The organism is Aliiroseovarius zhejiangensis (assembly GCF_014656375.1).
Classification (GTDB): domain Bacteria; phylum Pseudomonadota; class Alphaproteobacteria; order Rhodobacterales; family Rhodobacteraceae; genus Aliiroseovarius; species Aliiroseovarius zhejiangensis.
On record NZ_BNCH01000002.1, the window covers coordinates 341,895 to 362,873 of the forward strand.

Here is a 20,979-nt window from a genome sequence, read left to right on the forward strand (position 1 = left end):
ACGCTACCCCAGGATATTTCTGGCCAGAAGAAGCCGGTTATTTCTTTTTTGATTTGGCGCTGTCGGCCAGGGCGCGGGCCTGCTGGGCGGCGACGCGCAATTCTTCGGCGATTTCCTCGGCCTCTTCCGGTTCGAAATCCATCGGCAGTTCGACCCCGCCGCCTTCGACGTAGAGCCGCACCATCCCAAGCGACGTTGGGCCGATCTGAAGGTTGGCGTCGATGTCGCTTTCGTCGTTGATGCCCATGTCTTCTCTCCTGAAAAACTCTCCTTGGGGTTAGAGGCGTTTCGTGCATTTTTCAAGCGGCGACCTCTTGCAATGCCCGCGCGTGGCGGGTAAATGCGTCCTGCGTGCCGACATAGCTCAGTAGGTTAGAGCGCTTGATTGTGGATCAAGAGGTCCCCCGTTCGAGCCGGGGTGTCGGTACCATTCTTTCGCGACAACCCGAAGCATGCATCTGCTTGCCAGTGTCCTTGGCGAAATGCCGTTGGCAGAGGCGCATCAAGGCGTCATAGGTCTTGCGCTTCGGTCCAGTCGTCGGGAAACCAGGCTTTGATCAGGCCGTCCGTATCGGCATTGAGCAGCGCGGCAACCAGGCGCCGAAAATCCGGGTCTTCCACGTATCGTGGCCACCGTTTCGATTTGGAAATGGTGTCGACATCCTGTTGTCGATCAAACGAACTTCCGCCACCGGCAGTTGTCATGGCGCCCAGATCCAGTCTTTTTGGGTCAAGCCCGACGCTTTCCAGAATGTCTTTGCGATAGGTTTGATCGGCGCCCCATTGATCATAGATTACCGGGTGCACATCATCTTCGGATGCCGTTTGCAGATAGGCTTGATAGGTGCCTGGCAGCCAGGCTTCCAGATGTTCAAGCGACTTTCTCAATCTTGGGGGTCTCGTGATTTCATTCCGCAGTTTCGTCAGACTGGAAGCGATCAGATTGAGCGGGCTTCTTATGATCAGAAAATCGGCTGTCGGTTGAGCATTGATGCCGCTTTCAGCGTGCAGCCGGGCCCGTTCTTCGGGTCGCGGTGACATGATCTCATAAGAGATGATCAGGTCCGTTGCGGAGGATCTCTTGTCAAGCAGCCGGTGGAAATGATGGTTCTTTTCGCGATGGATATTGGCGCGATGTTTGCGCAGATGGCCGTTGTGGACGAAGTTGCAATACGAAAACCCCGTGAATGGATCGCCCTCGCGGCAATTGTTCAGGAAGATGGTTGTCTCGATATCGATGTTTCCCATGAACCATTCGATTATAGCGTGGTTGCCAGATCGCGGAATGCCGAAGAAACGCCAAACGCGCGGGTTTGTTGGAAGGATTTCGGTGGTCATGGCGTGGATGTGGCGTCTTTCATGTCGGGTCTGCGCGCGAGCGGGCGCAGTCACTATCGTTGAATAAGCGCAGGGAAATCAACGCCTGACTGCATGAAGCCGAGGCTTTACCTGATCTTGACCCGCTTGGTCAGTTGGCCGTTGGTGCGGTCAAAGATAAGGATGTCGCCATCCGACACCACCGCGATCCAGTCCGGGCCGAAGGTCACGGCCTGGGCGGTTGCGCCATCGGGCAGGGTGATCTGGTCGGGCAGGGTGGGTAATGTGCTTGTTTCGGGCGCGGTTTGCGAGAACCGCATCACCACGACCGTGACCAGCACGACGAGCGCCACGATCGTCGTAATCGTCATTGCCGTCACCAGCGTCTTCAGGTATCGCACGGTGCCTGTGCCGATGCTGCCTTCAAGGGCTGCGTCCAGATCCTGTTCAGGAGTGTCGTTCATGTCGTCCTCGCACCGTATCATTGAGGTGATCATCGCGGAGAACCCGCCCAAGCGTCTTGATAAGGCGATTGCGCGCGATGTGCCAGAGGCAGCGAACCTGTCGCGGTCGCGGCTGGCGCGCTTGATTGCTGACGGGGCCGTGCAGCGCGATGGTAAGGTGATGGACGACCCGCGCGCGAAGGTGGCCGAGGGCGATGTGTTCGAAATTCACGTGCCCGAGGCCGAGGAAAGCCATATCGGGCCGGAAGACATTCCGCTTGAGATTGTCCATGAGGATGCTGATTTGATCGTGGTGAACAAACCGGCGGGCATGGTGGTTCATCCGGCACCGGGCACGCCGACGGGCACGTTGGTCAATGCGCTTTTGCATCATTTCGGGAGGGAATTGTCCGGTGTTGGCGGGGAAAAACGCCCGGGCATCGTGCATCGCATCGACAAGGATACTTCGGGTTTGTTGGTGGTGGCCAAGTCGGATGCGGCCCATCACGGGCTGGCCAAGCAGTTCGAGGCGCACAGCGTCGAGCGTCGGTATCATGCCGTGACCCATGGCGCGCCTGACAAGGGCGACCCGCGTCTGGGCGGCATCAAGGGCACCAGTTTCGAGCCGGGCAACATCCTGAAAATCACCACGCAACTGGCGCGGCACAAGACGGATCGGCAGAAGCAGGCGGTGCTGTTCTCGGGTGGGCGCCACGCGGTGACGCGGGTCCGCACGGTCGAGGTATTCGGCGACCCGGCGCAGGCGGCACTGATAGAATGCTGGCTGGAAACCGGGCGCACCCATCAGATCCGAGTGCATATGGCCCATGCGGGGCATGGGTTGATCGGTGATCCCATTTATGGCGGGCGGCGGAAGTTGAACGTCAAGGCGATCGGTGCAGAGGCGGTCGAGGCGGCGCGCGCCTTCCCGCGCCAGGCACTTCATGCGGCAACGCTGGGGTTCATCCATCCCGTCACCGGTGAAAACTTGCGCTTTGACGCACCGATGCCCGCAGATATGGTGGCCCTGATCGATACGCTGCGAGCGGGTGCACAGACCCACTGACAGTCGCGATGCAAGAGGCGAGCATGACCAACCTTTCCTGGGCATCCTGGGGTGCCATCTGGGCTGTCCTGCTGTTCGCGGTGGACCTTGCGACCATCGCGCGGGCGGTCACGCGAGAACATCGCTCGCCCGCGTCGCGGCTGGCCTGGAGCGTGGTGATCATGACCCTGCCGCTGGTGGGGGTGATTGCCTATTTCTTTCTTGGCGACACCAGCGCCGATCGAAAATCAGACAAGAAGCTCAAGGATTTACGGCGTGAGCTTCGCCGGCGGCCCGATGCGGATATGCCGCAGGCCAACCTGCCCCTTTTGTATCGACAGGCGTTTGCGCGCGCGGCGTCGGTGAACGGGTTTCAGCCGGTTTCGGGCAATCGGGCGCGGGTGACGACCGACAGCAACGAAAGCATGGACTGGCTGGTGGACGATATCGAGGCCGCCACGGATCATGTGCATATCCTGTTCTATATCTGGCTGGCGGACGGCAATGGCACCCGCGTGGCCGAGGCGCTGATCCGCGCGGCGGGGCGTGGGGTCAAGGTGCGGGTGATCGTCGACGGGCTAGGATCGCGGCGGTTGTTGTCCGATCCGCTATGGGCGCGGATGAAAGAGGGCGGCGTTGATACCGTGGTTGCCTTTGCCTTCCGGTTTCCGCTGATTTCGGCGTTTATCCGCAGGCTGGATATCCGCAACCACCGCAAGATCGTGGTGATCGACCATGCCACCACCTATGTGGGCAGCCAGAACTGCGCGGATGCGGCGTTTCGGGTGAAGGCCAAATACGCGCCCTGGGTCGATGTCATGTTGCGTGTGACCGGCCCGGTGGCCTGGCAGGCACAGCGGCTGTTCGTGTCGGACTGGATGGTCAATGGCGGTGACGACATTGCCCGGTATCTTGACCATGTGCCCGAAGTGCCGAAAGAGGGCTTCCCGGCGGTGATGGCTGGCACGGGACCGACCGAAAGCGTTCAGGCGGTGCCGGACATGATGCAGATGCTGCTGGCCGCGGCCCAGCACGAGGTGATCATCACCACTCCCTATTACGTGCCGTCCGAGGCGCTGCACCAACAGATCTGTGCTGCCGCCCTGCGCGGGGTGCGGGTGCGGTTGAATGTGCCTGCCACAAATGACAGCCTGATCGTTGCCTTTGCCTCGCGCAGTTTCTATCGGTCTCTGCTGAAATCCGGGGTCGAGGTCCATGAATTTCAACCCGGTCTGTTGCATGCCAAGATCCTGAGCATCGATGGCACCGCCGCCCTTGTCGGGTCGCCGAACCTTGACCAGCGAAGCTTTGATTTGAACTATGAAAACAGTATGATGCTGGTCGATCCTGATGTGGTGTCCGAACTATGCCAGAAGCAGGAAGCCTTCATCAATGTGTCCTTGCAGGTGCAGGCGGATACGGTTGTGAACTGGTCGGTGCCACGGCGCATCCTGATCAACAGCATCGGCATGTTGTCTCCGCTTCTTTGAGTTGTCTGCAACTTACTGCACGAGGTTGTGAGGTTTCATGTCATCCCCTTTCCTTTTTGCCGGCGGGGGATCATATCTGGATTAAGAAATATGTTGATAGCTCGCTTGATTTCGCGGGGTTCGGGCTTATCTTGATGTTAAGCCTCGCAACATTGCGGGAAAGTGAGGGAGAGTAGGTCTAGATGAGCAACTATAAAAACTTGCCGGCCCCGACGCCGGAAGGTGGCTTGAACCGCTATCTTCAGGAAATTCGGAAGTTTCCGATGCTCGAGCCGGAAGAAGAATACATGCTGGCCAAACGCTGGGTGGATCATCAGGATCGCGAAGCGGCGCACCAGATGGTCAATTCCCACCTGCGGCTGGCAGCCAAGATCGCCATGGGCTATCGCGGCTATGGTTTGCCGCAGGCCGAGGTGATTTCCGAGGCGAATGTCGGCCTGATGCAGGCGGTGAAACGCTTCGACCCGGAAAAAGGGTTCCGCCTGGCGACCTATGCCATGTGGTGGATCCGTGCCTCGATCCAAGAATATATCCTGCGGTCGTGGTCTTTGGTGAAACTGGGCACAACCTCGGCGCAGAAGAAGCTGTTTTTCAACCTGCGCAAGGCCAAGGCGCGCATCGGTGCGCTGGAAGAGGGCGATCTGCGCCCGGAAAACGTGGCACGGATCGCCAATGACCTGAATGTCACTGAAGACGAGGTGATCTCGATGAACCGGCGGCTGTCGGGCGGGGATGCGTCACTGAACGCCACCGTGTCTGCCGATGGCGAAGGGTCGATGCAGTGGCAGGATTGGCTGGAAGACGAAGACGCCGATCAGGCCAGCGACTATGCCGAACAGGATGAATTGCAGGTCCGGCGCGAATTGCTGGCGAAAGCCATGGACGTGCTGAACGAGCGCGAAAAAGACATCCTGACCCAGCGCCGTCTGCAGGACAAGCCGGTGACGCTGGAAGAACTGTCCGGCGTCTATGACGTCAGCCGCGAACGCATCCGCCAGATCGAAGTGCGGGCATTCGAAAAGCTGCAAAAACGGATGCAGGAACTGGCAGCGGAAAAAGGACTGCTGGAAGAGGCCTGATCCGGCCCTGACTGCGCCCGTGCGGTGTCTGCCGCAATGTTTACCACCGGACCGACCCGCGATAGGCTGGGTCGGTCATCTTTTTTGTCAGGGCATCACGTCGCAGGGGCATCACATGGTCAAGGTTCTGAACTGGGGCGTTCTGGGCGCATCGAATTTTGCACGAAAGCAGATGGCCCCGGCCATTCATGCCGCGCGCGGGGCGCGACTGGTGGCGCTTGCCACGTCGGATGCGGGGAAGGCGCGGGGGTTCACGGCGTTCTGCCCGGATCTCAGGGTCCATGACAGCTATCAGGCGTTGCTGGAGGACCCGGGTGTGGACGCTGTCTATATTCCCTTGCCGAACGCGTTGCATGTGGAATGGGCGCAGAAAGCGGTGCGCGCGGGCAAGCATGTGCTGGTAGAGAAGCCCATTGCCATGACGGCCGCCGAAATCGACGATCTGATCGCGCTGCGGGACGACACCGGGCTGTTGATCGCCGAAGCCTATATGATCGTGCATCACCCGCAATGGATCCGCGCCCGCGAACTGGTGCAATCAGGCGCAATTGGCACGGTGGAACATGCCGAAGCGGTGTTTTGCTATGACAACCGTGCCGACCGGGCCAATGTGCGCAACGACCCGGCACTGGGCGGCGGCGGCATTCGCGACATCGGCGTTTACACCTATTCCTCGGTGCGCTTTGCGACCGGGGCCGAGCCGATTGACCTGTTGGCGCGGATCAGGACGGAAAACGGCGTCGACACCTGGGCGCAGGTGGTCGGGCAGATGGATGGGCCATCGGGGCGGTTTACCTATTCGGCCATGACGTCGATGCGCCTGTCCCCCCGGCAAGAGGTCGTGATCCAGGGCGATCGCGGCCAGATGCGTCTGACCGCGCCGTTCAATCCCGGCATCTTCGGCCCGGCGGAACTTGACCTGCGGCGCCCTGACGGCACCCGCACCATTGAAAACTGGCCGCAGGACAACCAATATATTCTGCAGATCGAAAACTTTGGACGCACGGTGCAAAAGGGCGCGGACTATCCGTGCCCGTTGGAGTTTTCGCGCGGCACGCAGGCGATGATCGACCGCGTGTTCGATGTGGCTGTGGACATAGGCTGACGGAGGGTGACATGGCAGGAGGTTGGGCACGCGACGGTGCGGTACAGGACCAGATTGACGCCTCGATCCAGGATGAACTGGCCCGGATGAAAACCCGGTCAGGCCCGGTGGGCGACAGCCTGACCCATTGCGCGGAATGCGAGGAAGAAATCCCCGAAGCCCGCCGCCGCGCCATTCCCGGTGTGAAACTGTGCATCGACTGCATGCAGGAACGGGATGCCTCTTTCAAAGCGCGTCCGGGGTTCAACCGACGCGGATCGAAAGACAGTCAGTTGAAGTAAGGGAGTGGTGTTGGCAACGGTGGCGGTGGGCCCATACCTCCCGTGAAACGCTGTGTTAGAGTGTCAGAATGACAGTCGCCAGCAAGTACGAATTCCGCAAAGTGACGATGGGCGATCTGCCTATGCTGTTGGAGTGGCAGGCGCAGCCACATGTTCGCGAGTGGTGGCATTCAGACGAACCGTATGATGAGGAAGAAATAAGCGATCCTCGTGTGTCTCGTTGCATCGTCTCGGTTGATGGACGTCCATTTGCCTTCATGCAGGATTACTCCGTCCATGAGTGGGAAGAGCATCACTTTGCACATCTTCCAAAAGGCACGCGAGGGATCGACCAATACATCGGCGATTCCAAGATGATTGGAGTTGGGCATGGGACGGCTTTTATCGGCGAGAGAATGGGCGTTCTCTTTGACAGCGGTGCGCCGGTGATCGCGACCGATCCTCACCCGGACAATGAACGGGCGATTGCGGTTTACAAGAAGCTGGGGTTTGAACCGTCAGGGCAACCTCAAGAGACGCAATGGGGTCGCATACTACCGATGCTGGCCAGGCCTTAAACGCGGAGCTGTGAACGGCGGCAGAATCCGCAATCCCGCCATTCCAACCCTTCAGGGGCGCTGATGCCCGCGCTCAGTCCTCCATCGCTTCCAACTCGTCGATGAACCCTTCGATCATCGACAGCCCCTTGGCCCAGAAATCCGGGTCCGAGGCATCTAGGCCGAACGGGGCCAGAAGCTCTTTGTGGTGTTTCGACCCTCCGGCTTTCAGCATCTCGAAATACTTGTCCTGAAACGCCGCGTAGCCTTCTTCATATGCCGCGTAAAGCGCATTCACCAGACCGTCGCCAAAGGCATAGGCATAGACATAGAAGGGGGAATGGACGAAATGCGGGATATAGGCCCAGAAGGTTTCGTACCCGTCCATGAATTCGAATGCCGGGCCAAGGCTTTCGCCCTGAACGCTCATCCAGATGTCGTTGATCTGGTCAGGGGTCAATTCACCTTCGGCGCGGGCGGCGTGCAGCTTGCATTCGAAGTCATAGAACGCGATCTGACGCACGACCGTGTTGATCATGTCCTCGACCTTGCCGGCCAGAAGCACCTTCTTCTCGGCAGTGGTCTTGGCCTTGCTCAAGAGTTTGCGGAAGGTCAGCATTTCGCCGAACACGCTGGCGGTTTCGGCCAGCGTCAGGGGGGTCGATGACAGCATTTCACCCTGATCCGCGGCCAGCACCTGGTGGACGCCGTGGCCCAATTCATGCGCTAGGGTCATCACGTCACGCGGTTTGCCCAGATAGTTCAGCATGACATAGGGGTGCACGTTGGTGACGGTGGGGTGGGCGAACGCGCCGGGTGCTTTGCCCGGCTTCACGCCCGCATCGATCCAGCCATCGGTGAAAAATGGCTTGGCGATCTCGGCCATGCGCGGGTCGAAATCGGCATAGGCGTCCATCACGATCTTTTCGGCATCCGGCCAATCGACCAGCTTGTCATCTTCCATCGGAAGCGGCGCGTTGCGGTCCCAGACCTGCATCACGTCCAACCCCAGCCACTTGCGCTTCAACTCGTAATAGCGGTGTGACAGGCGCGGATAGGCGGCGACCACGGCATTGCGCAGCGCCTCGACCACCTCGGGTTCGACATGGTTGGCAAGGTGGCGCCCGGTCTGCGGGGTGGGCATTTTGCGCCACGTATCTTCGATCTCTTTTTCCTTGGCGAGCGTGTTGTGAATGCGCGCGAACAGCTTGACGTTTTCGCCCAGCACGCGGGCGATTTCCTTCGCCGCTGCTTCGCGTGTGGCGCGGTCCTTGTCGCTCAACAGGGTGGTTGTGGCTTCCAGCCCGCGGTCCTCGCCGTTGACGGTGAACACGAGCCCCGCCACGGTTTCGTCAAAGAGCGTGTTCCAGGCAGATGCCCCGACCGCGGATTTGTCGTGCAGAAACTGCTCCAACTCATCGGACAGCTGATAAGGGCGCATGGCGCGCAGCCGGTCGAAGATGGGCTTGTAACGGGCCAGTGCCGCGTTGTCGGCAAACCAGCCGTCCAGCACGGTGTCGTCGATGCGGTTCACTTCCAAAGAGAAAAACACAAGCGGCGCGGTAAAGACGGTGATCTTTTCCTGGCAGTTTTGCAAAAACTGCGCGCGGTCGGCATCGGTGGTTTTCTGGTAATACCGCAGTCCCGCAAACGACATGATGCGCCCGCCGATCAGGTCGATCTGTTCATAGGCCTCGATGCAGGCCAACATGCCAGCGGCGTCCAGCCCGGCCAGTTTGCCCTGATAGGTCGCGGCGAAATCGGCGCAGGCTTTCTCCAACCACTCCATGTCGCGCGACAGTTCCGGGGCGTCCTGCGACGCATAGAGGTCGCTCAGATCCCACTCGGGCAAGCCTTCAAGCGGGATATCACCGGATTGTGCATTGGCATCGCGGACGGGGAAGGGAAGGGTGGTAAGCATCGGACCTCCGGTTTTGTGTCTGGGTCAAGACATAGGACGCAGGCCGGGCAGTTGCAATCCGCCCCCGCCGTACGTGGCGTTTGCCGCGACAAAGGGCGCAAAATGGCCGATTTTCCCCGCCAAGGGGTTTTGACCCGGCCCTGCGGTCCCTTTATAGGAAGGAAGCACTTTTCAAAGGACGCGCGCGTGATCAGATTCATTCTTGGCATATTCGGTGCCGTCTTTACCGGCATCACGCTGGCTGTCTTCATGGCCGCACTGGTGATCGGCGGCGTTTTCTGGATGTATTCCAGAGACTTGCCCAGTCACGAACAGCTTGCCACCTATACGCCTGCCACCATCAGCCGGGTCTATTCCGGCGAAGGGCAGTTGATGGACGAATTTGCCCGCGAACGCCGCCTGTTCACCCCGGCGGACGAGATTCCGGCGCTGGTGAAGCACGCCTTTATCTCGGCCGAGGACAAGAATTTCTATACCCATGCCGGGTTCGACCCCCGCGGGATCGCCGCCGCCGCCGTCGAAGCGGCGCGCGGGGGAAAGCTGCGCGGCGCGTCCACCATTCCGCAGCAGGTGGTGAAGAACTTCCTGCTCAGCTCTGAACGGTCGGCGGAGCGCAAGATCAAGGAACTGATCCTGTCGGTGCGGCTGGAAAGCACCTTGTCCAAGGACGAAATTCTGGCGCTGTATCTGAACGAGATTTTTCTGGGCCAGAACTCATACGGTGTGACGGCGGCGGCGCAGACCTATTTCAACAAGACGCTGGACGAATTGGAGCCGCATGAGGCCGCAACGCTGGCCTCGATGCCGCAGGCGCCCAGCAACTTTCACCCGGTGCGCGCGAAAGAACGCCTGATGGCGCGGCGCAACTATGTCCTGCGCGAGATGTTCCAGAACGGCTATCTGGACAAGGCGACCTATGATGCCGAGGCCGCCAAGCCTCTGCGGTCGGTTCAGAACGGCGACTTCCCGGCCTTCCGCGAGGCGCTGCCGCCGCGTGACTACTTCACGGACGAGATTCGGCGTCAGTTGAGCCGCGATTTCGGGGAAGAGGAGTTCTTTACCGGCGGCATGACCGTGCGGGCCACCGTCGACCCGGACTTGCAGCAGGTGGCCGCCAAAAGCCTGCGCATCGCGCTTGAGGATTACGACCGCAGCCGGGGCGTCTGGCGCCCGTCCGGCGTGACGTTGCCCGCCGAAGTGCTGGGCGACGAGGCGTCCTGGCGTGCAGCCCTGGCCGATACCCGGTTCCCGCGGGACATCGAAGGCTGGTCACCGGCGGTGGTGCTTGAGGTCGGCAGCAGCGATGCGCGCATCGGCATCGAAGGCGTGGACGAGGACGAAGACGGCCACTGGATCCCGGCCAAGGATGTGACATGGGCGCGCCGCCGCAATGAAGACGGAAGCCTTGGCCCCCGCGCACAGGTTGCTGGTGATCTGCTGAAGGTCGGCGAGGTCGTGCATGTGCGCCAGATGACCAGCGATGATGACGGCAGCTTCATCCGCTGGACCTTGCGACAGGTGCCCGAGGTGCAGGGCGGATTCATGGCAATGGACGTGAACACCGGCCGGGTGATCGCGATGCAGGGCGGCTTCAGCTATCAGCACTCGGTCTTCAACCGGGCGACGCAAGCGACACGCCAGCCGGGGTCGAGTTTCAAGCCCTTCGTCTATGCCGCCGCGCTGGACAGTGGATTTTCGCCTGCCACCATCGTCATTGACGCCCCGATCGAGGTGGTCGCGGGGGGGCAGATCTGGCGGCCCAAGAACTACTCCAACCGGTTTTATGGACCGACGCCCTTGCGCACCGGGATCGAACAGTCGCGCAACCTGATGACGGTTCGTCTGGCGCAGGAAATCGGCATGGATACCGTGGCGGGTTATGCCGAGCGGTTCGGTGTCTATGACCGGATGAACCAGTTTCTGGCGAACTCTCTGGGGGCCGAAGAGACGACGCTTTTCCGCATGGTCGCGGCTTACGCGATGTTCGCCAATGGCGGCGAGCGGGTGGAACCCACGCTGGTCGACCGGGTGCAGGACCGTTGGGGCAAGACGATCTATCGCCATGACGATCGCCAATGCACCGATTGCAGCGATCCGACGCTTGCCAGTGGTCAGGCGCCTGCGATCGTGTCGGACCGCGAACGGGTGATGAATGCGATCACCGCCTATCAACTGACCTCGATGCTGCGGGGCGTAGTAGAACGCGGCACGGCGCGTGGCACGGTGAACCTGCCGGTGCCGACGGCTGGCAAGACCGGCACGACCAATGATGAGCGCGACGTGTGGTTTGTCGGCTTTACCTCGAACATCGTGGCGGGCTGCTATATCGGCTATGACCGTCCACGCACCATGCCCGGCACCTCCGGCGGCGGGATGTGCGGCCCGGTGTTCCAACGCTTCATGCTTGAGGCAATCAAGGAATATGGCGGGGGTGAGTTCAAGGTGCCGCCGGGCGGGCATTTCATCAAGATCGACCGCTTCACCGGCGCGCGCCTGCCGCCGGATGCGTCAGGTGATCATGTTGTGGCCGAGTATTTCCGCGATGGTGAAGAGCCGCTGTTTGGCGTGATGTTCGACGGTGGCTTTGCGATGGGGGCCAACCTGCCCATGTTCAACCGTGGTGAAACGGATGATGGCGCGACGAAGGTTCAGACCTCGACCGGCAAAACAGTGGTGGTGCCGGGCAAGGCTGATTTCGGGTCTCTGTCGTCGGGCGGGCTATACTAGGCAGGGAGTTACAGGCGATGCGCCTTCGGTGCCGTTCGCGCCTATGGCCCCGTGTGGCGCAATCATCTGCACGGAGATGCATTTTGCCCATTGTCATTCCGACCCCTGACCACGTATGGTCCTTTCATGGCGGATCGCGTCTTTGCACCCGACCGCTGACGAGAGTTTCGTTGTTTTGCTGACCGAATGTTGGCCAAGGCCGCAGGCCGGGGCAAAACAAACCGAGAATGCTCTGGAACGCGCCCGGAAATGGGCTGGCTGCCAGAGCGCGAAATTGACGATCACGGAGGTAAGCGCCCGCAAGGCCGTTGTTCCGGGTCCGAAAATCCGCCCGACGTCTGACACCAGACCGGGCAAAAGAATGGGTCGCGCACGGGGTCTGGCCACTCCAGCCCACCGCAAGCGTGACCGGAGAAGAAACGCGATGATGCGCGAGAGGATCGAGCAAACTCAGAAGGCAGGGCGCAAGCCCCTGACCTTGTTGCCGTATCCCACGCATCGCTTCGCCCTGACAAGACACCCCCAAAACCGTGCGCTTCCGCCTGGAAGGGCGCGCGTCGGGGGTGCGGAAAGAACATATGCCCAAGAAGATGCTTATCGACGCCACCCATGCGGAAGAAACCCGCGTTGTGGTGGTGGACGGAAACAAGGTCGAGGAATTTGACTTTGAATCAGAAAACAAACGCCAGCTAGCTGGCAATATCTATCTGGCCAAGGTGACGCGGGTCGAACCGTCGTTGCAGGCAGCCTTTGTGGATTATGGCGGCAACCGCCACGGCTTTTTGGCCTTTTCCGAAATCCACCCTGATTATTATCAGATCCCGGTCGCGGACCGCGAGGCGCTCTTGGAAGAAGAACGCGCCTATGCCGAAGCCATGGCCGAGGAAGAGGAAAAACCCAAATCGCGCCGCCGCCGGTCGCGCGGCCGATCCCGCGCGAAGGCGGAAGAGGTCAAATCCGATGATGCCGTGGCCACCAAAGAGGTCGACTCCACCGGCTCCGGTATGGATGTCATTGACCTGGACAATGGTGAAGGCGACCCCGAAGAAGGCCGCTCGCCGATGGAACTGGTTGGCGACACCCCTGTCGAAGAACCTACCGATGGCTCGGATGACGATGCAGTCCTGACAGATGCGGCCAGCGACAGCCCCAAGGTCAAAGACCAGGCATCGGACACGTCGGACGACAGCGACGACAGCGACGACGACGACGATGATGACGACGACGCACCGCTGGATGCCTCGGAAAAAGACGACCAGATCGAAAGCGTCGCCGATGATGACGCCGTCGAGGATATCCGCCCGCGCCGCAAACCGCGCCCGAAACGCTACAAGATCCAGGAAGTGATCAAGGTGCGCCAGATCCTTCTGGTGCAGGTCGTGAAGGAAGAACGCGGCAACAAGGGCGCGGCGCTGACCACCTATCTGTCGCTGGCCGGGCGCTATTGCGTCTTGATGCCCAACACGGCGCGCGGCGGCGGGATCAGCCGCAAGATCACCAATGCCGCCGACCGCAAGAAGTTGAAGGAAATCGCCGCCGAGATCGACGTGCCCAAGGGGGCGGGTCTGATCGTGCGCACGGCGGGGGCCAAGCGCACCAAGTCGGAAATCAAGCGTGACTACGAATATCTGCAACGCCTGTGGGAACAGATTCGCGAGCTGACGCTGAACTCCACCGCACCTGCGAAAATCTATGAAGAAGGCAACCTGATCAAACGCTCGATCCGCGATCTGTATTCGCGCGAGATCGACGAAGTGTTCGTGGAGGGCGAGGCAGGCTATCGCACCGCCAAGGACTTCATGAAGATGATCATGCCGTCCCACGCCAAGAACGTGAAGCTGTATCAGGACCAGATGCCACTGTTCGCGCGCTATCAGGTTGAAAGCTACCTGTCGGGGATGTTCAGCCCCACGGTGCAGCTGAAATCCGGTGGCTATATCGTCATTGGTGTGACCGAAGCTCTGGTGGCGATTGACGTGAACTCGGGCCGAGCAACGAAAGAAGGCTCGATCGAGGAAACGGCGCTGAAAACCAACCTTGAGGCCGCCGAGGAAGTCGCGCGCCAACTGCGTCTGCGCGACCTGGCCGGTCTGATCGTGATCGACTTCATCGACATGGAAGAACGCCGCAACAACAACGCGGTTGAAAAGCGTCTGAAAGACAAGCTGAAAACCGACCGTGCGCGCATCCAGGTGGGCCGTATCTCGGGCTTTGGTCTGGCGGAAATGTCGCGCCAGCGTCTGCGCCCCGGCATGATCGAGGCGACGACCCAGCCTTGCAACCATTGCCATGGTACGGGCCTGATCCGCTCGGACGACAACCTTGCCTTGTCGATCCTGCGCCAGTTGGAAGAGGAAGGCGTGCGCCGTCGCTCGCGCGAGGTTCTGGTGAAGGCTCCGGTCGGCATCGTGAACTTCCTGATGAACAACAAGCGCGAGCATATTGCGCAAATTGAAGCGCGCTATGGCATGGCGGTGCGGATCGAAGCCGATCCGTTCCTGATCTCGCCCGATTACTCGATCGAGAAGTTCAAGACAGCCACCCGCGCCGTGCCGGACGCCTCGGCAACGGTGGTGTCCGTCGATGCCTCGCTGATGGAGGATATTGACGAGGTCGAAGACGCCGAAGTGATTTCGGAGGACACGAGCGAGGACGAACAGAAGCCCAAGAAACGTCGCCGCCGCCGTCGCCGTCGTCGGTCGTCCAACGGGGATGACGCGCGGCAGGACAACCAGAACGGCGACGCGTCCGAGGACAATGACCCATCGGACGAGGTCAAGGACACCGCGGCAACGGATGCCGACGCCGAGACCCCTGCCGAAGACAGCGACGACAAGCCCAAGCGCAAACGCGCCCCGCGTCGCCGGTCGAAGAAAGCCGATGATGAAGCGGCCGGTGAAACAGGAGCTGCGGACGCATCCAGCGAAGACGCGCAAGCGACGGCTGAGGTTGAGGCGGAAGAAAAGCCGAAGCCCAAGCGCGCACCCCGTAAACGGGCAGCGAAACCGAAGGCGGAAGAAGCGGCGACCGATGCCACGGCAGAAGTTGAGGTGGAAGAGGCACCGAAGAAACCCGCGCGCAAGTCACGGGCCAAGAAGCCCAAAGAGGACGCTCCCGCAGAGGCTACGTCGGCTGAGAAGTCAGCGCCGGAAGCCGAAGTAAAGCCCAAGAAAGCACCACGCAATCGGGCGACCACGTCACGAAACAACGAAGACGACGCGGCAGTTGACGCGACCACTGCCGAGAAAGCGCCGGAACCCGCAATGGCAAACGCCGCTCCGGCGACCCCTGCCGAGCCCGAGGTGAAAGCCGACGAGCCGCCCAAGCCCAAGCGCAAGGGCTGGTGGTCGCTGGGCAGCTAAGCAGCCATGCCGATAGACAGGGAAAGGCCGGGCAACTTGTCCGGCCTTTTCGTTTCCGTCATCCCTTGCGGATGAAGTAATGGGTGGCGTTGCCGTGTTCTTCCTGCCCCAGAAGGTCGTGCCCCTGTTCGGCGCAGAAATGCGGCACGTCGATCACCGCCGCCGGATCGGTGGTTTGCAGGCGCAAAACCTGCCCCGTTTCAAGCGATTTCAGACGCTTGCGGGCCTTCAGCACAGGCAGGGGGCACAGCAACCCCAGCGCATCAAGATCGTCGTCAAACTCCATATCTTCCCATAGGCCGTCGGGGTGGACCTGTCCATCGGGCAGGTGAACCAATTTGTCGCGCAGTTGTGACAAAGGGGCAGGTGACGACGCGGCCTTCCCGCGCTATGTGAGGGTATGTTTGGATTTGACCTTATCGACGCCAGCCTGCTGCCGGCCTTGATCATCGCCTTCGTGGCCGGGATCCTGAGTTTCCTCAGCCCCTGCGTGCTGCCCATCGTGCCGCCCTATCTGGCCTATATGTCCGGCGTCAGCATGGGCGAGATGACCGAGGGGCGGCAAGCCGCCCGCAAGGCCACACTGGCCGCTTTGTTCTTCGTCATGGGCCTGTCGACGGTGTTTCTGTTTCTTGGCTTCGCGGCATCGGCCTTCGGGGCGTTTTTCCTGCAAAACCAACAGCTTTTCGCCACGTTCGCCGGAATCGTCGTGATGGTGTTCGGGGCGCATTTTCTGGGCGTGATCAATATCCCCTTCCTCAATCGCGAGGCGCGGCTTGATGCGGGCGACCAGGGTGGAAGCGCGTTCGGAGCCTATCTGCTCGGGCTGGCCTTCGCCTTTGGCTGGACCCCGTGCATCGGGCCGCAACTGGGTGCGATCCTGTCGCTTGCCGCGTCGGAAGGATCGGTTGCGCGGGGCACCACGCTTCTGGCGATCTATGCTGCCGGGCTGGGCATTCCGTTTCTGCTGGTCGCGGCATTCTTCCCGCGCATGACCGGGATGATGAATTTCATGAAACGGCATATGGAGCGGATCGAGCGGATCATGGGGCTGCTTCTGTGGACTATCGGGTTGATGATGCTGACCGGGGGGTTTTCGCGATTCTCCTATTGGCTGCTTGAGACATTCCCGGCACTTTCCGCACTTGGCTGAGCAGGAAGTCCACGCAAGGGCTTAATTTCGACTGTTTTTCCGGATAGCCTTGCGCTGAAACAGACAGGCCGGAACCATGCATGCCACCGACGACCGACCGCCCGGAAAACCCGCCCAGGTGCGGCGTCGCCAGGTGTTTTACATTCCCGGCTATGACCCGATTCACCCGCGCCGATATCGCGAGTTGTATCGCAAGGAGGGGGCGGCGCAGGCGGCGATTTCGGGTTATCAGATTGACCTGATCGGGCGGCAGCGTTCAGGCAGCTACGGTTGGCAGGTGACCGGCCGGATCGACGGGGTTGAAACCGAGGCCGAATTCGACGTGCTGGTCTGGGCCGACATCGTTCGTGACAGCATGAAGTTGAACATCGCACAGACCTACCTTCTGATGGCGCGCACGGCGTGGACCTATATCGCGACCGGCGCGTTGTGGCGCTTGATGCGGTTGCGCAAGGGGCCGGTGATTGCCGCGCTTTACCCGGTGGGCATGTTAATGCTGCAACTGGTTCTGGCCCTGCTTCTTGGGCATATTCTTGGTCATGTCGCCGCGTTTTTCGCGGTCCATGTCACATTTAGCGCCATTGCGATGGTCGCCGGTTACTGGATCGGGTTTGCCGTGACCGTCGCGGTTCTGCTGCGCTGGTTTCGCGCGGTAGATAACAAGCTATATGTTTACTACCTGATGCACGATTATGCCTATTCCGCGCGCTCGAAAGGGGCCAACCCGCCAGAGTTGGAGGCGCGGATGGCGCTATTTGCCGACCAGATCGAACGGGCGCTGCACACGGATGTGGATGAGGTTTTGGTGGTGGGCCACAGTTCCGGCGCGCATCTGGCCGTATCCGTGCTGGCCGACCTGCTACGGGCGGGTCGGGTGCCGCAGGATGGCCCCGCGCTGGCGTTTCTGAGCCTTGGGCAAGTCATGCCGATGGTCAGCTTCCTGCCCGATGCGCACAGGCTCAGGCGCGACCTGCATGAGTTGAGCATGCAGACCCGTGTCGCATGGGTGGACGTGACTGCGCCGGGGGATGGCTGTGCCTTTGCGCTGTGTGATCCGGTGGCGGTGACAGGGGTGGCGCCCGATCAGGGCAAACGCTGGCCGCTGGTGGTTTCTGCAGCGTTCACAAAAACGCTCAGCCCCGAACGCTGGAAGGCTCTGCGCTGGCGCTTTTTTCGGCTGCATTTTCAATATCTTTGCGCCTTTGATCGTCCTGGAGATTACGATTATTTTCAAATTACCGCTGGCCCGATGACCCTTGCAGACCGCTATCGCAAGCGCCGCCCGTCGGCCAGCCGGATCGAGAACCCGGTGTCAAAATACACGAGCATGGCGGCATGACGACGCCCTTGCCCCCCAAACCGCCCTCGCGTGCCGGGCGGGTGTCGCTTTGGCGTTACGCGAAACTGTTTCGCCGTGATATCCTGTCGGCCCAACCGGCGCGGCTCTATCGCGCCTGGATGGCCGAGTTTCGTACGCCGTTCTTCCGCAGTTTCCTGTGCAACGACCCGACGCTGGTCGAACTGGTGCTGAAGAAACGCCCCGACGATTTCCCGAAATCCGACCGCATCCGCGAGGGGCTGGCACCGCTGTTGGGCCAGTCCGTCTTCGTCACCAATGGCGAGGTCTGGAAGCGGCAGCGCCGCATCATAGACCCCGCGTTCGACGGTGGGCGGTTGAAAGAGGTGTTCCCGGCCATGTGGGATGCTGCCGTGTCTGCCGTGGACCGCCTGCGCCCTGTGGCGGACGGCTCCCCCGTCGAGATGGAAAGCCATGCCAGCCACGCCGCTGCTGACGTAATTTTTCGCACGCTGTTTTCGATCCCGATCGAGCATGAGGTCGCGGGGCAGGTGTTCACGAAATTCCGCGACCACCAGCGCGCGCAACCTGTGATCAATCTTGGGGCGCTGTTGCCCTTGCCGCGCTGGATGCCCCGGTTTCACCGCGCACGGGCCAAACAGACCGCGCGCCAGATCAGGGGTCTGATCCACGACCTGACCGCCGACCGCATGGCCGAGATCAAAGCAGGCACGGCGCCCGACGATCTGGCCACCAAGATCATGACGACGACCGACCCCGAAACCGGCGGCCGGTTCGATACCGACGAGATGGTCGATCAGGTGGCGATCTTCTTTCTTGCAGGGCACGAGACCAGTGCCTCGGCCTTGGCGTGGACGCTGTATCTGTTGGCCCTCAATCCTGATTGGCAGGATCGGGTGGCAAGCGAAGCAGCGCATGAAATTGATCCTGAAAAGATCTATTTCTCGGTCATGTCGCGGCTGCGCCTGTCGCGGGACGTGTTTCGCGAGGCGCTGCGCCTCTATCCCCCGGTGCCGATGATGGTGCGCGAGGCAAGCTGCCCCGAACAGTTCCGGGGACGTGACGTGCCGAAGGGCAGCCAGATCGTGCTGAGCCCCTGGCATTTGCACCGGCATGAACGGCTGTGGGAGGATCCCGATGCCTTCAACCCCGCCCGGTTCCAGACGGCGAATGGAAAATCCTGCCTGCGCAACGCCTTCATCCCGTTTTCCAGCGGGCAAAGGGTGTGCCCCGGGGCCGGCTTTGCGATGATCGAAGGACCGTTGATTCTGTCGATGCTGGTGCGGGCCTTTCGGTTTGAACTGGTTCAAGACCGGCCCGCGATGCCTGTGGCGCATCTGACGGTGCGGGGCAGGGACGGGATCTGGCTGTCCCTGACGCCGCGCGAGTGAACCTCAGCCCTCGGACGGTCGTCTGTAGTGATCGAGCACATACACTCGAATCGCCGAAGCCAGCCCCCTGTCCACGCCGCGTTTCTCATCCACTTCGGCAGCGAGCGCGTTCAGGGGCAGTCCGCGTGCCTTCGCAATCTCGCGAAATGCCTGCCAAAACTCCGGCTCCAGCGAAACCGACGTGCGATGCCCGCGCAGGGTCAGCGAGTGTTTTTCGGGGCGCGAACTCATACTGTGTCCGGGTCTTTTCTGTGACCGTCCAACTGTCGCTGCATTCGGGTCTTCTCCGCGCGCTCCATGGCTTTCTGCGCCTTGCTGCGCCCATGTTTGACGGCGTTTTCATCAGCGCGGGCCTTTCGCGCGGCCCGCGCCTTTTCTTTCCGAAACCGGTTCAGATTGACCGGTTCCGCCATCAGTCCTTCGGGCCGATCATCTGTTCGGGGCGCACAACCGCGTCAAAGGTCGCCTCATCCACGAACCCAAGCGCAATCGCCTCTTCCTTCAGGGTCGTGCCGTTTTTGTGCGCCGTCTTGGCCACCTTGGTGGCGTTGTCATAGCCGATGGTCGGGGCCAGCGCCGTCACCAGCATCAGGCTTTCCTTCATCAGCTTGTCGATGCGCGGCTCGTTGGCCTGGATGCCGTTCAGCATCCGCTCGGTGAAGCTGTCGGCCGCATCGCCCAGAAGCTGGATGGATTGCAGCAGGTTGTAGCTCATCATCGGGTTATAGACGTTCAGTTCGAAATGCCCCTGGCTGCCTGCAAACTTGATCGCGGCATCGTTGCCCATCACATGCGCGGCCACTTGCGTCAGCGCCTCGGCCTGGGTCGGATTGACCTTGCCGGGCATGATGGACGAGCCGGGTTCATTTTCCGGCAGGATCAACTCGCCCAGACCCGAGCGCGGGCCGGAGCCGAGAAAACGGATGTCATTGGCAATTTTGTAGCACGAACCCGCCACGGTCGCCAAAGCGCCCGACATGAACACTATCGCGTCATGGGCAGCCAGAGCCTCGAACTTGTTGGGGGCGGTAACAAAGGGCAGGCCGGTGATGCGAGCCATATTCGCGGCGACTTCCTCGCCCCAGCCCTTGCGTGTGTTCAAACCGGTGCCGACAGCCGTGCCACCCTGTGCCAGTTCATAAATGCCGGGCAGGGCCAGCTTCACCCGTTCGATGCCCTGACGGATCATATGGGCATAGCCCGAGAACTCCTGCCCAAGCGTCAGCGGGGTGGCGTCCTGCGTATGGGTGCGGCCGATCTTGATGATGTCCTTGAACTCGTTTTCCTTGGCTTCAAGCCCGGCCAGCAGTTTTTCCAGACCGGGCAGCAGCACGTCACGCACGCTCATCGCGGTGGCGATGTGCATCGCGGTCGGGAACGTGTCGTTCGAGGATTGGCCCATATTGCAGTGATCGTTCGGGTGCACCGGGTCTTTCGATCCGATCACGCCGCCCATGATTTCAATGGCGCGGTTGGCGATCACCTCGTTGGCGTTCATATTCGATTGGGTGCCGGACCCGGTTTGCCACACGACCAGCGGGAAGTTGTCGTCGAACTTGCCAGCCACGACTTCCGATGCGGCCTGAATGACGGCATCGGCAATCTTGCCATCCATCGCGCCCGCGGCTTTGTTGGCTTCTGCGCAGGCCTGTTTGATGACACCAAGGGCACGCACGATGGCGGTGGGTTGCTTTTCCCAGCCAATCGGAAAGTTCATCAAAGAGCGCTGCGTCTGTGCGCCCCAGTATTTGTCGGCAGGAACTTCAAGAGGGCCAAAGCTGTCGGATTCTGTGCGGGTCTGGGTCATGTCA

General features: G+C 60.9%; 19 protein-coding genes and 1 tRNA gene. 12 read left to right on the plus strand and 8 right to left on the minus strand.

The window, feature by feature from the left end:
• Positions 1 to 37 precede the first annotated feature (37 nt).
• Positions 38 to 247: a DUF6324 family protein gene (locus tag IE188_RS06380; RefSeq protein WP_191285629.1), complete on the minus strand. Its 210-nt coding sequence runs from the start codon at positions 245 to 247 to the stop codon at positions 38 to 40.
• 106 nt (positions 248 to 353) lie between these two features.
• Between IE188_RS06380 and IE188_RS06385 the strand changes: the two genes are divergently transcribed.
• A tRNA-His gene (locus tag IE188_RS06385) sits at positions 354 to 430 on the plus strand.
• Between the two features lie 80 nt (positions 431 to 510).
• Here the strand turns inward: IE188_RS06385 and IE188_RS06390 are convergent.
• Together IE188_RS06390 and IE188_RS06395 are read right to left on the minus strand one after the other, a co-directional pair.
• Complete coding sequence (locus tag IE188_RS06390) at positions 511 to 1,338, minus strand: hypothetical protein (protein ID WP_191285630.1); 828 nt, start codon at positions 1,336 to 1,338, stop codon at positions 511 to 513.
• 107 nt (positions 1,339 to 1,445) lie between these two features.
• Positions 1,446 to 1,781, minus strand: coding sequence for a DUF6476 family protein (locus tag IE188_RS06395; protein WP_229836566.1), 336 nt, complete (start codon positions 1,779 to 1,781; stop codon positions 1,446 to 1,448).
• On the opposite strand from IE188_RS06395, the gene IE188_RS06400 reads away from it, so the two are divergent.
• The 6 genes from IE188_RS06400 (at position 1,780) to IE188_RS06425 (ending at position 7,317) form a co-directional block, all read left to right on the plus strand.
• Positions 1,780 to 2,826: an RluA family pseudouridine synthase gene (locus tag IE188_RS06400; protein WP_191285631.1), complete on the plus strand. Its 1,047-nt coding sequence runs from the start codon at positions 1,780 to 1,782 to the stop codon at positions 2,824 to 2,826. The genes IE188_RS06395 and IE188_RS06400 overlap by 2 nt on opposite strands.
• A gap of 23 nt (positions 2,827 to 2,849) precedes the next feature.
• The gene (gene cls / locus IE188_RS06405; protein WP_191285632.1) at positions 2,850 to 4,295 is read left to right on the plus strand and encodes a cardiolipin synthase; all 1,446 of its coding nucleotides are present in this window, start codon (positions 2,850 to 2,852) and stop codon (positions 4,293 to 4,295) included.
• 182 nt (positions 4,296 to 4,477) lie between these two features.
• Positions 4,478 to 5,374 (plus strand): RNA polymerase sigma factor RpoH, encoded by an 897-nt coding sequence (gene rpoH / locus IE188_RS06410; protein WP_191285633.1) that lies wholly within the window; start codon positions 4,478 to 4,480, stop codon positions 5,372 to 5,374.
• Between the two features lie 115 nt (positions 5,375 to 5,489).
• A complete protein-coding gene (locus tag IE188_RS06415) occupies positions 5,490 to 6,479 on the plus strand; it encodes a Gfo/Idh/MocA family protein (protein ID WP_191285634.1) in 990 nt (329 codons plus the stop codon).
• 11 nt (positions 6,480 to 6,490) lie between these two features.
• Entirely contained in the window at positions 6,491 to 6,760 is a 270-nt protein-coding gene (locus tag IE188_RS06420; RefSeq protein WP_191285635.1) for a DksA/TraR family C4-type zinc finger protein, read from the plus strand.
• Positions 6,761 to 6,828: 68 nt separating this feature from the next.
• Positions 6,829 to 7,317: a GNAT family N-acetyltransferase gene (locus IE188_RS06425; protein ID WP_191285636.1), complete on the plus strand. Its 489-nt coding sequence runs from the start codon at positions 6,829 to 6,831 to the stop codon at positions 7,315 to 7,317.
• 73 nt (positions 7,318 to 7,390) lie between these two features.
• Here the strand turns inward: IE188_RS06425 and IE188_RS06430 are convergent, their stop codons facing one another.
• A complete protein-coding gene (locus tag IE188_RS06430; RefSeq protein ID WP_191285637.1) occupies positions 7,391 to 9,217 on the minus strand; it encodes a M3 family oligoendopeptidase in 1,827 nt (608 codons plus the stop codon).
• Between the two features lie 186 nt (positions 9,218 to 9,403).
• Here IE188_RS06430 and IE188_RS06435 point away from each other — a divergent pair, with 186 nt between their 5' ends.
• A complete protein-coding gene (locus IE188_RS06435) occupies positions 9,404 to 11,944 on the plus strand; it encodes a penicillin-binding protein 1A (protein WP_191285638.1) in 2,541 nt (846 codons plus the stop codon).
• Between the two features lie 578 nt (positions 11,945 to 12,522).
• On the plus strand, positions 12,523 to 15,306 hold the full coding sequence (locus IE188_RS06440; protein ID WP_191285639.1) for a ribonuclease E/G: 2,784 nt from the start codon (positions 12,523 to 12,525) through the stop codon (positions 15,304 to 15,306).
• Between the two features lie 58 nt (positions 15,307 to 15,364).
• On the opposite strand, the gene IE188_RS06445 is transcribed toward IE188_RS06440, so the two are convergent.
• The gene (locus IE188_RS06445) at positions 15,365 to 15,592 is read right to left on the minus strand and encodes a sulfurtransferase TusA family protein (protein WP_191285640.1); all 228 of its coding nucleotides are present in this window, start codon (positions 15,590 to 15,592) and stop codon (positions 15,365 to 15,367) included.
• 114 nt (positions 15,593 to 15,706) lie between these two features.
• Here IE188_RS06445 and IE188_RS06450 point away from each other — a divergent pair, with 114 nt between their 5' ends.
• The 3 genes from IE188_RS06450 (at position 15,707) to IE188_RS06460 (ending at position 19,168) form a co-directional block, all read left to right on the plus strand.
• Positions 15,707 to 16,459: a cytochrome c biogenesis CcdA family protein gene (locus tag IE188_RS06450; RefSeq protein ID WP_191285641.1), complete on the plus strand. Its 753-nt coding sequence runs from the start codon at positions 15,707 to 15,709 to the stop codon at positions 16,457 to 16,459.
• A 76-nt stretch (positions 16,460 to 16,535) separates the two neighbouring features.
• Positions 16,536 to 17,798 (plus strand): hypothetical protein, encoded by a 1,263-nt coding sequence (locus tag IE188_RS06455; protein WP_191285642.1) that lies wholly within the window; start codon positions 16,536 to 16,538, stop codon positions 17,796 to 17,798.
• Entirely contained in the window at positions 17,795 to 19,168 is a 1,374-nt protein-coding gene (locus tag IE188_RS06460; RefSeq protein ID WP_191285643.1) for a cytochrome P450, read from the plus strand. Before IE188_RS06455 ends, IE188_RS06460 begins: the two co-directional genes overlap by 4 nt.
• A 3-nt stretch (positions 19,169 to 19,171) precedes the next feature.
• Here the strand turns inward: IE188_RS06460 and IE188_RS06465 are convergent, their stop codons facing one another.
• The 3 genes from IE188_RS06465 to fumC are packed head-to-tail and all read right to left on the minus strand — an operon-like array spanning position 19,172 to position 20,975.
• Positions 19,172 to 19,399 carry a ribbon-helix-helix domain-containing protein gene (locus tag IE188_RS06465; RefSeq protein ID WP_191285644.1) on the minus strand — a complete coding sequence of 76 codons (228 nt, stop codon included), beginning with the start codon at positions 19,397 to 19,399 and terminating at the stop codon, positions 19,172 to 19,174.
• Positions 19,396 to 19,581: a DUF4169 family protein gene (locus IE188_RS06470; protein WP_191285645.1), complete on the minus strand. Its 186-nt coding sequence runs from the start codon at positions 19,579 to 19,581 to the stop codon at positions 19,396 to 19,398. Before IE188_RS06470 ends, IE188_RS06465 begins: the two co-directional genes overlap by 4 nt.
• Complete coding sequence (fumC, locus tag IE188_RS06475; protein ID WP_191285646.1) at positions 19,581 to 20,975, minus strand: class II fumarate hydratase; 1,395 nt, start codon at positions 20,973 to 20,975, stop codon at positions 19,581 to 19,583. The genes IE188_RS06470 and fumC overlap by 1 nt, the downstream gene beginning before the upstream one ends.
• Positions 20,976 to 20,979: the final 4 nt, after the last annotated feature.